Origin of the sequence: Vogesella urethralis, assembly GCF_007644045.2 — a bacterium.
GTDB lineage: Bacteria > Pseudomonadota > Gammaproteobacteria > Burkholderiales > Chromobacteriaceae > Vogesella > Vogesella urethralis.
Genome location: NZ_VMDW02000084.1, coordinates 26,794 through 38,529, shown reverse-complemented (window position 1 = coordinate 38,529; position 11,736 = coordinate 26,794). Strand labels below are relative to the sequence as shown.

The 11,736-nt window shown below is 65.2% G+C and carries 9 protein-coding genes; 4 read left to right on the top strand and 5 right to left on the bottom strand.

What is annotated here, in order from left to right:
- The first annotated feature begins 20 nt into the window (after positions 1 to 20).
- Complete coding sequence (locus FLQ03_RS08855) at positions 21 to 551, top strand: helix-turn-helix domain-containing protein (protein WP_206210915.1); 531 nt, start codon at positions 21 to 23, stop codon at positions 549 to 551.
- A gap of 16 nt (positions 552 to 567) precedes the next feature.
- Here FLQ03_RS08855 and FLQ03_RS08850 read toward each other — a convergent pair whose 3' ends face one another.
- The 3 genes from FLQ03_RS08850 to FLQ03_RS08840 all read right to left on the bottom strand — a co-directional run bounded on the left by FLQ03_RS08850 (position 568) and on the right by FLQ03_RS08840 (position 6,574).
- A complete protein-coding gene (locus FLQ03_RS08850; protein WP_170252360.1) occupies positions 568 to 3,204 on the bottom strand; it encodes an EAL domain-containing protein in 2,637 nt (878 codons plus the stop codon).
- A gap of 147 nt (positions 3,205 to 3,351) precedes the next feature.
- Positions 3,352 to 4,680: a two-component response regulator AauR gene (aauR, locus tag FLQ03_RS08845; RefSeq protein ID WP_144373561.1), complete on the bottom strand. Its 1,329-nt coding sequence runs from the start codon at positions 4,678 to 4,680 to the stop codon at positions 3,352 to 3,354.
- Positions 4,673 to 6,574 carry a sensor histidine kinase gene (locus tag FLQ03_RS08840; protein WP_240802236.1) on the bottom strand — a complete coding sequence of 634 codons (1,902 nt, stop codon included), beginning with the start codon at positions 6,572 to 6,574 and terminating at the stop codon, positions 4,673 to 4,675. Before FLQ03_RS08840 ends, aauR begins: the two co-directional genes overlap by 8 nt.
- A 456-nt stretch (positions 6,575 to 7,030) precedes the next feature.
- On the opposite strand from FLQ03_RS08840, the gene FLQ03_RS19560 reads away from it, so the two are divergent.
- Positions 7,031 to 8,131 carry a methyl-accepting chemotaxis protein gene (locus tag FLQ03_RS19560; RefSeq protein WP_144373560.1) on the top strand — a complete coding sequence of 367 codons (1,101 nt, stop codon included), beginning with the start codon at positions 7,031 to 7,033 and terminating at the stop codon, positions 8,129 to 8,131.
- A gap of 57 nt (positions 8,132 to 8,188) precedes the next feature.
- On the opposite strand, the gene FLQ03_RS08830 is transcribed toward FLQ03_RS19560, so the two are convergent.
- Positions 8,189 to 8,515 (bottom strand): YkgJ family cysteine cluster protein, encoded by a 327-nt coding sequence (locus FLQ03_RS08830; RefSeq protein ID WP_144373559.1) that lies wholly within the window; start codon positions 8,513 to 8,515, stop codon positions 8,189 to 8,191.
- Positions 8,516 to 8,682: 167 nt separating this feature from the next.
- Here FLQ03_RS08830 and FLQ03_RS08825 point away from each other — a divergent pair, with 167 nt between their 5' ends.
- Both FLQ03_RS08825 and FLQ03_RS08820 read left to right on the top strand, forming a co-directional pair.
- Entirely contained in the window at positions 8,683 to 9,033 is a 351-nt protein-coding gene (locus tag FLQ03_RS08825; protein ID WP_144373558.1) for a hypothetical protein, read from the top strand.
- Between the two features lie 158 nt (positions 9,034 to 9,191).
- Positions 9,192 to 10,346 carry a hypothetical protein gene (locus FLQ03_RS08820; RefSeq protein WP_144373557.1) on the top strand — a complete coding sequence of 385 codons (1,155 nt, stop codon included), beginning with the start codon at positions 9,192 to 9,194 and terminating at the stop codon, positions 10,344 to 10,346.
- Between the two features lie 60 nt (positions 10,347 to 10,406).
- Here FLQ03_RS08820 and FLQ03_RS08815 read toward each other — a convergent pair whose 3' ends face one another.
- Complete coding sequence (locus tag FLQ03_RS08815; RefSeq protein ID WP_144373556.1) at positions 10,407 to 11,615, bottom strand: amino acid aminotransferase; 1,209 nt, start codon at positions 11,613 to 11,615, stop codon at positions 10,407 to 10,409.
- Between the last annotated feature and the right edge of the window lie 121 nt (positions 11,616 to 11,736).

The window sequence follows — 11,736 nt, the reverse complement described above, 5'->3', positions numbered from 1 at the left end:
CACCACGAACGGACGCCATCATGACCCGAACCGCCTGGCCACCCGCCAGCATCTGCAGTTACCCCAGTTGCCTGCAGCAGGAGCAGATCCCCGAACACTGCCTGCAGCAGTTCTGCCACGACAAAGCCACCGACGGCACCGCCTGCATGGCGGCACTGGCCGGTCACCTGCTGACGACACAGGCCCGTGCCCAGATCGCGCTGTTTGATGGCGACCTGGTCAAGGCCTACCTGCTGGCCGAAGTGCACGGCCGCCACCCTATCGCCCAGGCGCGGCATGGTCAGGAAAGCGCCAGCTATGCGTTTTCCAATATCCATTCGCTGGCCGAGGCCACCGGTTTTCCGCGTGAGACAGTACGCCGCAAGATCCTGCAGCTGATCGATGCCGGCTGGGTGACCCGGCTGAAGAATGGCGGCCTGTTGCTGAACCCGGCCCGTCAGGCCGAGTACCACGGCATGCTGCTGGAACAGGCGCGGCTGGTGGCGCGTACCGCCGGCAAGCTGCGCGTGCTGCAGGCGGCCACCCGCGACGGCCACCCGCTACCGCGCTGACGGCACGGCACGCCGTTCAATGCATATCGGCGACCTGGCGCTGCTGCTGCAGCACTGCGGCCAGTTCGTCGGCAGGTAGCGGGCGATGCAAGAAAAAGCCCTGCACCTGGCTGCAGCCCATGTCGCGCAACATGGCCAATTGCGCGGCCTCCTCCACCCCTTCTGCAATCACCGCCAGCCCAAGCTCGTGCGCCATAGCGATGATGGCGGCCGTCACTTTGCGTGCGCGTTCGTCGCTGGTCAGCCGCGCCACGAAGGAGCGGTCCAGCTTTAGCCGGTCGAACGGGTAGGCATGCAGATAGGACAAACTGGAATAACCGGTACCGAAATCATCGATGGCGATGCAGTAGCCGCCAGCCTGCAGCTGTTGCATGCGTTCGCGGGCGGCGTCGTGGTTGCCCAGTACGGCGCCCTCGGTGATTTCCAGTACCAGCCACGCGGGCTGCAAGCCGGCCTCTTCAACCAGCGCGGCCAACTCGGCGGCAAACTGCGGGCTGTCGAACTCCGCCGCCGATACATTCAGCGATAGCTGCAGCCACAGCCCCTGCTGGTGCCAGCCGCGCAAGGCGGCCAGCGCCTTGCGGCGCACGATGCGCTCCACCCCCGGCAGCAGGCCGGCGGCCTCGGCCACAGGCAGAAACGCCGCCGGCGGCACCATGCTGCCCTGCTGCGGCCAACGTACCAGCGCTTCCACACACAGCAGCTGGCCGCTTGCGGCATCGACGATGGGCTGGAAGTACGGCACCAGCGCGTCGGCGGCGATGGCTTCACGCAGCGCTGCCTCCAGCTCCAGCTCCTGACGGTAACGCGGCGCATGCTGCTCGCTGTAAAAGCGCACCCCGCCGCGCTGGCGTAGCTTGGCTTGCTCCAGTGCCGCGTCGGCAGCTTTCAGCAATTCACCGGCATCGCCGGCGTCGTCGGGAAACAGCGCCACCCCCATCGAACCGCCCACCACCTGGCGGCTACCACCGGGCCCTTCCAGCGGCGACAACAGCGCCTGGCGGATTTTTTCCAGCACGCCCGGCAGCTGGTGCGGCTCGGCGGCGTCTTCCACCACCACGGCAAACTCGTCGCCGCCGACGCGCGCCACCGTCCAGCCTTCGCCCAGGCCGTCGGCCAGGTGACGACCGAACTGCGCCAGCACGCGGTCACCATGGCTGTGGCCCCAGGTCTCGTTGACCAGCCGGAAATGGTCCAGCCCCACCAGAATCAGCGCCAGCGGCGCCAGGTTGAACTGCGCCCGCCGCAATGCCTGCTCCAGGCGGTCCACCAGCAAGGCGCGGTTGGGCAGGCGGGTCAGCGTGTCGTACTGCGCCAGCCACTGCATGCGCGCCTGCATCTGGTGGCGTTCGCTGACGTCGCGCACGATGGCGGCCACGCCGCCGGCCGGCAGCGGGCTGAGCGTAATCTGCACCAGCACTTCGCCGCCGTCACGGCGGATACCGCGCAAGGTCGGCCGGTGCCCCATCGCACGCCCTACCGGCATGGCCACGTAAGCGCTGGCCACGTGACGGTGCGCTGCGCGCACGGCTTCGGGGATCAACACATCCACATTCAAGCCGGTCAGCTCGTCCACGCTGTAACCGAACATGCTGGCGCCCTGCTCGTTGACGGCCAGGATGTCCATCTGCGCGTTCACCACCAGCACGCCGTCGGTAGACGCAGCAAACAGCAAGCGGTAACGCGACTCGGCGTAGTCGGCCGCGTCCAGCATGCGGTTGATTTCCTTGCCCAGCAGCTGCAGCTCGTCCGGCCCTTGCGGGCGGATACGCAAGCTGGCCTCGCCGCGGCCAACCCGCAACACGAAATCGGTCAGTTCGCGAATGCTGCGCAGCTGGTAGCGGGCAAACAGCCAGCCGGCCACCAGCGCCAGCAGCACCGCACCCAGCATGGCCAGTATCAGCGGCATGCCCTGCTGCCACAGCTGTCGGGTCAAAGAGGCATGCGGCAACCAGACCTGTACCTGCCAGGGTGCTTGTTGCAGTTGGCGCACCACCAGCAAGCTATCGTCTTGCCCGTGCGGCGCGCCGCTACTGCCCATGATGCGGCTGCCATCCTCGGCCAGCACCTGCCAGCCCAGCCCGGCAGGCAGGCTGGCGGGGCGGGTAGCCTGCGCCAGCGCTGCCAGCTCCAGCGACAGGATTACCTGCCCGCCGGAAAACGGGGCAGCCCCCGATAGTGGCGCGGACACCACGACGACGCGACGCCGCGAAATCGGCGCCAGCATCGGGTCGCTGACGCGGGTGCTGCGTTGCGCCGTTAGCGTAGCCAGCTGCGGCAACTGCAAGACGCGCTGCTGCGCGGCAGCGTCTACCGGCAATACCGAACAGATAACCTGGCCACCGCGTGTCAACGTCACGGCATTATTGAAACCGTAAGCCCCCAGCAGCCACTGCCGCATATCGGCCACCGGGCAGCGATGGCGGTCCAGCAGCGGTGCCCAGCTCGTCGCCGCCATGCCTTCGGCGACACGCCGCCCTTGGCCAAGCTGGCGGTCGAGCAGTGTTTGTTGCTGTAGCGCCAGCGCGTCCAGCTGTTCGCGCATGCCGGTTTGCTGCGCCTGCCAGCCGCTGTACAGCAGCCAGGCCAGGCCCAGCGCCACCGGCAGCAAAACGGCCAGCAGGGTGCGAAGAATGTGCTGCGAGACGGTCATGCCCTGCCCTGTAAGCAAAAATCGATGGCAGATTGTGACGCAGGGCCGATTTATAGAAACCAAAGCGCCGCCCATATTGGGCGGCGCTTTGGCTGATAATGAATACGGCATGGCTTGGCGTGCGGCCTGTTGGCCGCAGACCGCAATCTAGCCTTGCTGCAGGCCGTATTTCTTCACTTTGTCGAACAGCGTGGTCTTGGGCGTACCCAGCGCAGCGCTGGCCTGCGTCATGTTGCCACCGTGACGGCGCAGCGCCTCCACGATCAGGCTCTTCTCGTAGGCTTCTACGGCTTCCGACAAGCTGTGGTTGACGCTCTCGCCAGCCCCGCCCTTGAACACCGGCAAGCCCAGTGCGTAGCGCTCGGCCACGTTGCGCAGCTCGCGCACATTGCCGGGCCAGTCGTGCGCCATCAGCTGGCTTTGCGTCTTGCGGTCCACTTCCAGCGGCTCGCGGTCAAAACGCAGCGCCGCCTGCTGCAAGAAGCAGTCAAACAGCAGCGGGATGTCCTCGCGCCGCTCGCGCAGCGGCGGCAGCTCCAGCGTGACCACGTTGAGGCGGTAGTAGAAGTCGGAGCGGAACTTGCCCTGCTGCGACAGCTCGTCCAGATCGTCCTTGGTGGCGGCGATCAGGCGGCAGTCCACCGGGATGGCCTGGTTGCTGCCCAGCCGCTCCAGCTTGTGTTCCTGCAGCACGCGCAGCAGCTTGATCTGCAGGTTGATCGGCATCGACTCCACTTCGTCCAGAAACAGCGTGCCCTTGTGTGCGTGCTCGATCTTGCCGATGCGGCGCTTGCCGGCGCCGGTAAAGGCATTGGCCTCGTGGCCGAAGATCTCGCTTTCAAACAGGTTTTCCGGCAGGCCGCCACAGTTGATGGCCACGTACTGGTGGTCTTTGCGGCGGCTGAAATCGTGCAGGCAGCTGGCCACCAGCTCCTTGCCGGTACCGGTTTCGCCGTGGATCAGCACGTTGGCCGAGGTATCGGCCACGTTCAGCAGCAGCTCGCGCAGGCGGCGAATGCCGTCGGAACGGCCGATGATGCGCTGCTCCAGCGACTGGCGACCATCCAGCTGGCGGCGCAAGCTGGCCACTTCCAGCGTCAGGCGGCGCTGCGCCAACGCGCGGCGCGCCACGTCGACCAGTTTTTCCGGCGAGAACGGCTTTTCGACAAAGTCGTAGGCGCCGTCTTTCATCGCCTGCACCGCCATCGCCACGTCGCCGTGGCCGGTAATCAGCACCACCGGCAGCTGGCGGTCTACCTGCAGCAGGCGGTCCATCAGTGTCAGGCCGTCCATGCCCGGCAGCCGGATATCGCTGATGACAATGCCGGGCACCATGCCGGCCTCGATTTTCTGCAGCGCCTGCTCGGCGCTGGCACAGCCCACTACCGGAATATCTTCCAGCAACAAGGCTTGCTGGCAGCCCAGCAGCACGTGCGGGTCATCCTCGACAAACAATACGGTCAAATCGTCATGCATGGTGATCGTCCTCCCCTTGGTACAGGGGCAAGGTCAGGGTGAATTCGGCACCACCGCTGGCCGAAGCGCCGGCACGCAGCGACCCGTCAGCGGCGGCGGCCAGGCTGGCCGACAGCGTCAGGCCCAGGCCCAGGCCGCGCTCGGCGGGCTTGGTGGTGAAAAACGGTTCGAACAGGTGTTCCATCACGTGCGGCGGCAGGCCGCTGCCGTTGTCGCTGACGGCGATGGCGTAATGCTGGCCATCCTGCCGGCCGCTGAGCACGATCTGCGGCTCGGGGCGGCCTTGCAGCGCGTCCATCGCGTTGGCCAGCAGGTTCACCAGAATCTGCTCCAGCCGGGTCTGGTCGATGGCCAGCGCCACGTCGTCCAGCTGTTGCGTGACCTGCACCGGCTCGCGGCTAAGGCGCGGGTGCAGCAGGAACAGCGCGGCGTCGACTGCGGCGGCCAACCTGGCCTTGCCGCCGGCGTGCTCGGAACGGCGGGCAAACGAGCGCAGCGAGGCGGTGATCTTGCCCATGCGCTCCACCAGTTCGCCGATGGTGTGCAGGTTGGCCGCCGCCACGTCGTGGGCGCCACGCTGCAAAAACTTCACCGTATTGCCGGACAGCGTACGTAGCGCCGCCAGCGGCTGGTTCAGCTCATGGGCAATGCTGGTGGACATCTGGCCGATGACAGCCAGCTTGCCGGCCTGGATCAACTCGTTCTGCGTCTTGCGCAGGCTCTTTTCAGCCAGCTCGCGTTCGCGGATTTCGGCGCGCAACCGGTCGTTGCTGGCCTTCAGGTCGGCAGTGCGTTCGGTAATCCGACGCTCCAGTTCGCTGTTGGCCGCCTCCAGCGCCTCGCGTGCGGCCAACTTGGTGGCCAGCGCCTTGCGCCGTTCGTTCATAGCGATGATCAGCAAGGTCAAAAACGCCACCACGGCGGCCGACAGCATGGCGTGGGTCAGCGCCGCGCTGCGTACATCATTGAGCGGGCTGAGCATGGTCAACTGCCAGCGGGTGTCGTTCAACGTACGCGATTGCACCAGATAGCGATGGATGCGTAGCGGGTTGGCCGCATCGCCTACCCCCCACTGCTCGACGCCGGGCGACAACGTGACGCGCTCGGCCAGGTTCAACACCGGCAGCGGCGACCAGTGGTACTGCAGGCTGCGCGCCAGCTGCTCGCGGCGCTCGGCGCTGATCGGGTGTAGCGCGCGCAGGTACCAGTCGGGGTCGGTGGACAGGATCACCACGCCGTTTTCATCGGTCACCAGCGCGTTAGAGTTGGCCTTGCGCCAGCCCTGCTCCAGCTGGCTAAGACGCACTTTGGCCACCGCCACGCCGATGATGCGGTCACCGATGCGCAAGGGGCTGGACAGATAGTAGCCCGGCTCGCCGGACAGGCTGTCCAGGCCATAGAACTGGCCCTGGCCACCGTTCATCGCTTCTACAAAGTACGGCCGCTGCGACATGTCTTCGCCTACCGAGCTGTCGTTGCGGCGCCAGTTGCTGGCCGCCAGCACGCGGCCACTGTTATCCAGCACGAACAGCGCCAACGTGCCGCTGCGCGTGCTCATGCCGTCCAGGTACTCGTTGACTTCGCGCCGCAGCTCGGCAAAGTGGTCGGTCTCGGTACGGATGCCGGGGTTGTCCTGCAGCAGCAACTGCCGCGTCGGCGTATGCAGCCCCAGCAGCCGCGGCAGCCAGATATAGCGTTCGATTTCGCTTTCCACGCCACGCGCGTGCAGCTCCAGCTGGCGATTGCCACTTTCGCGCAGCGCCTCGATACCGGCACGGAAAGAGATACGGTAGGTCATCAGGCTGAACAGCAGCACCACAAGCAGCAGGACGCTGATCCAGACCAGTGGCTTGCGTATCCTGGAGGTAATCATGTCGATAATGAGCCGGAGCATGTGCACAGATCCAACGGTTCTATCACACCCGGCAGCAGACGGCCAGATTACGCGGTATCGATAAGGGAGGTGGGTGCCGTGAACCGCCCTGCAACTGTCACCGCTGCAGGGCGGCCCGACGACGTCCGGTCGTTGCCGGATATTTGGTTTTGCTCTATCCCGTGGTGTTTTTGTCGGTCGACTACGGGTATCGACTTGCCGGTTATATTGCAGGATGCGTGCCAGCTTTTCGCGCCAATCTCTACCCTTTAAAAACAGCCACTTAAGAAAGAACCAGCCAATTCATACGCCGGTTTATCGTACGCCGCCGCGCACAGCATCCGGAAAACCGAACGCATGCCATTGGCAATTGCCTGATCAAACACAAGCGCAGACGGCAGAATGCAATACATGGAAGGCATCTGAAGGTATTCTCCTTATAGAACCCCCACAACAAGTTGTTCCTCTGGAGTAGACATGTTCGGTAACCGCAAGAAAATCGACGCGCTGCAGGCACGCCTGGACGCACTGGAAAAGGAAAATGCCCGCCTGGCCGGCGATCTGGAACACAGTCGCCAGCAACTGGCCCAGTGCCAGCAACAGCAATCGGAAGAACAAGCCAACAACACCAAGCGGGCGGTATACCGCGAACCGTTCGGCGAGTTCTGTGACAGCACCGCCAGCATTCGCGCCTCGTTTGCGGCGCTGGCAGAAATGATGGAAAGCAAATTCGCGCTGGCCACCGACGCCGTGTCCAGCCTGCACCACACCCGCAACGCGGTGGACACGCTGGCCGACAGCTTTACCCGCATTGCCGACGCCCAGCAGCAAACCGCGCGCCAGATGGATACCCTCAACGGCAAGACCAGCCAGATCCGCCAGTTCGTGCAGCTGATCAAGGACGTGGCCGACCAGACCAACCTGCTGGCGCTGAATGCGGCCATCGAAGCAGCCCGCGCCGGCGAGCAAGGCCGCGGCTTTGCCGTGGTGGCCGACGAAGTGCGCAAGCTGGCGGAACGCACCAGCCAGGCCACCAATGAAATTGCCAGCCTGGTAACCGACGTGGAAACCGCGTCCTCCGATACCAAGCAACAAGTAGGCGAAGCGGCGCAGCAGGCCGAGGGTTACCGCAATACCGGCATCGAAATCGCCACCGCCATCAAGAAACTGGTCGACGACAGCGAGGCGATGGCCAACGCCATTGCCACCGGCACCAACACCAGCTTCATGGAAGTGGTGAAGCTGGACCATATCGTGTTCAAGCTGGATATCTACAAGGCCTTTATCGGCTACCACACGCTGAACCCGGACCAGGTATCCAGCCACCGCAACTGCCGGCTGGGCAAATGGTACTTTGAAGGCCGCGGCCATCAGGAATGCCGTGGCAGCCACGCCTACACCCAGCTGGACGCGCCGCACGAACGCGTGCACGAGCAGGGCCGCCAGGCGCTGCAAGCCTTCTACAGCGGCGACTTCGACCGCGCCACCCGCGCGCTGAAAGAAATGGAACGCGCGTCGGTCGAGGTGATGGAACTGCTGACCAGCATGGAAACCACCCCCTGCCAGCACAAAGTCTGAGCCTCGCGTAGCAGCAACAACAACGCCCGGCATTGCCGGGCGTTTGTTTTTCTGGCTTCAGGCCGGCTCCGGCACCAGCGCCGGCAACCCGTACCGCGCCCGCGCGCGCTGACACTGCACCGACCCTTGCTCTACCTCGCGGCACAGACTGGGGCGCTGCGCATAAATGCGGCAGGCCACCTCGCGGCCAACCTCGCCTTGCAGCGCGGCACAACGCGGCGCGGCAGACCAGGTGCCGCGCATGCAACGATGAAAACTGTCCACCTTCTCCGTCATGGCCACCGGTACGGTGCCACCACCGTCCTCCGCTTCGGCCCAGTAGAAGGAAACACGAAAACTGGCGCAACAGGCGCCACACTCAGTGCAGGCAGAGATCACGGACATACGAGCAATAAGCAAGTCATGAACACGCGGAAATTTTTTTCAAACTGCCCGTTTTCGTCAAGCGCCTGCTGTCACACACCGTCACACAGCCCACACCAAAGCACGGCAGATTGACTGCCGGCGCCTGCCTACACTGCCGGTATCGATAAAGTAACAAGGAAAACACCATGCGCCATACGCTGACTATCGCTGCCCTGACGCTGGGCAGCCTTGCCTTCCAGGCACACGCCGACGACCTGCACAGTGTCATCGTCGGCGCCGCTACCGGTGCAGCCGGTGCCGCCATCGGCCAGAGCGTCGGCGGCAAGAACGGCGCCATCATTGGTGGCGCCATCGGCGGCGCTACCGGTGCTGTCATCGCCGCCAAGAACAAACCGCAAACCGTGGTGGTACAGCAGCAAGGCCGCCCGGAATACCGCAGAACCGAATACCAGCCGCCGCACGGCAAAGCCTGGGGCCACAAAAAGCACGGCCACAAGCATCGCGGCCCCGGCCACTACCGCGATCACGACGACTGAGCCCGGCCCCTTGGCCACACCTTGACAGCCCCCTGATCAGCCCGCAGCATGCGGGCTGATCCTTTTAACGCCCCCTGTCTACCCATGTGATGACTGCCTGATTCCGCTTTGCCTACTTTGCCCCCTACGGGGCGCGGATTATTCATCAGGAAGCCATCATGTTCCCTCTGTTCTGGCGCGCCTTGTGCGCACACGCCTGGCTGCGCCGTTTGTGCGCCGCCCTGCTGCTGAGTTCGGCCGGCAACGGCCTCAGCCACATCGTCCTTTATGCTGAATTACTGCAACGCCAGGCGCCCCCCGCCTCGCTGGCGCTGGGGTTTGTGCTGTCCAGTGCCCCGGGCTGGCTGGGCAGCCTGCTCGGCGAGCACGCCTTGCGCCGCGGCGACTGCCGCCACGTCCTGATCCTGGGCGAGCTGGCCGGCCTGGCAGGCCTGGGCTTGCTGTGGCATGCGCTGACCCAGCCCGGCACCCTGTGGCTGCAACTGGGCACCGCCTGCACCGCGCTGGGTGGTGGCATGGCGCTGCCGGCGCTGGCGCACTACGGCAAAGCCAGGCTCAGCACAGCAGAGCTGCCGGCCGCCGCACTGCTGGACACGCTGGCCTTTAGCTGCCACGTACTGCTGGGCGTGGCGCTGGGCGTGCTGTTGCAGCCGAGGCTGGGTAGCGCGCCATTGCTGCTACTGGATGCGGCCAGCTTTATCGGCGCGATAGGGTTGCTACTGACGCTGCCAGCGTTGGCCGCCGGCAAGCGCCAGCCGCCGGTACAGCCGCTGCCGCGCACGCTACCGGCCCGGCAACGGCGCGCGCTGGCCATCTTGCCCGCGCTCGGCGCAGTCGGCGCACCGGCCATGGCCTTGCTTCCCGCACTGCTACCGGCGGCGCATGCCACGTCACTGCTGCCACTGCTGCTGGCCCGCAGCCTGGGGCAGCTGTGCGGGCCGCTACTGGTGCCGCAGCACCGGCTGGGTCACCCCAACCGGGCCTTGATGCTGGCGTGCCTGGCCGGCTTCAGCACCTGCTATCTGGCCGTGGCGTGGCAACCGTGGCCGGCACTGGCCTGGGCACTGGTCTTCCTCGCCCACCTGCTATCCAACGTGGTGTTCAGCCTGGGCTGGCACGGGCTACTGCTGGCGTTTGACGCGCAACATGCCGCGGCGGCCAGCGCGCGCAGTTACCGGGCCCAGGTACTGGTGGCAGCCGGCACCAGTTTGCTGGCCGGCTGGCTGGCCGGGCATGCCGGTGCCGCACCCGCCTTGCTGGCGTGCAGCCTGGCAGGCTGGCTACTGGCCGCCTGGCTAACCCGGCAGGCATGAAAAAACCCGCCGGATGGCGGGTTGGTTTGGCGGCCGGCGCAGGCCGGCCGGTGAGCGTGCTTAGGCTTTCACCACTTTGGCAATCGCTTCGGCCACGTAGCCGATGTTCTTGCTGTTCAGCGCGGCCAGGCAAATACGGCCGGTGGACACGGCGTAGATGCCGAACTCTTCTTTCAGGCGCTCTACCTGGGCAGCGGTCAGGCCGGTGTAGCTGAACATGCCGCGTTGCTTGATCACGAAGCTGAAGTCCTGGGCGACGCCCTGGGCCTGAATGGCTTCCACCAGCGCGCTGCGCATGGCGCGGATGCGGTCGCGCATGCCGGCCAGCTCGTCTTCCCACTGCTGGCGCAGTTCCGGGCTGGACAGTACGGCGGCTACTACGGCGCCACCGTGGATCGGCGGGTTGGAGTAGTTGGTGCGGATCACGCGCTTCAGCTGCGACAGCACGCGGCCGGCTTCTTCCTTGCTGGCAGTCACGATGGACAGTGCGCCCACGCGTTCGCCGTACAGCGAGAAGCTCTTGGAGAAGGAGCTGGATACAAAGAACTGCAGGCCGGAAGCCGAGAACAGGCGCACGGCAACCGCATCGGCTTCGATACCGTCGGCAAAGCCTTGGTAAGCCATGTCCAGGAACGGCACCAGGCCTTTTTCACGGCAGGCTTCTACCACTTCCGCCCACTGCGCGTCGCTCATGTCGGCGCCGGTCGGGTTGTGGCAGCAAGCGTGCAGCACGATGATGGAGCCGGCGTCCAGGCCCAGCAGGAAGGCCTTCATGGCGGCAAAGTTCACGCCACGGGTTTCTGCGTCGTAGTACGGGTAGTTTTCCACCACGAAACCGGCGGATTCAAACAGCGCACGGTGGTTTTCCCACGAAGGGTCGCTGATGTACACCTTGGCGTTCGGGTTCAGGCGTTTCAGGAAGTCGGCACCGATCTTCAGTGCGCCGGTACCACCCAGCGCTTCGGCGGTCACTACCTGGCCGGAGGTGGCCAGCTCGCTACCGGCACCGAACAGCAGGTTTTGTACCGCCTGGGTGTAGGCAGCCGGGCCTTCGATCGGCTGGTAGCCGCGCGGCGGCATGGTTTCCAGACGGGCTTTTTCGGCGGCTTTCACCGCGGCCAGCAGCGGGATTTTGCCGTTGTCGTCGTAATAAACGCCGACCCCCAGGTTGACCTTGTTCGGTCGGGTGTCGGCGTTGAATGCTTCGTTCAGACCCAGGATCGGGTCACGCGGTGCCATTTCCACGGCGGCAAAAATCGAAGAGGACATGCAGGGCTCCATGAGATTGCAAAACATGCCGCCCGCGCCACGGCTTGGCCGCACGGGCTGGCACGCAGATGAAAAAGCAATGCCGCAAGTCTACCACGCACCCCGCCATCGCGCTGCGACA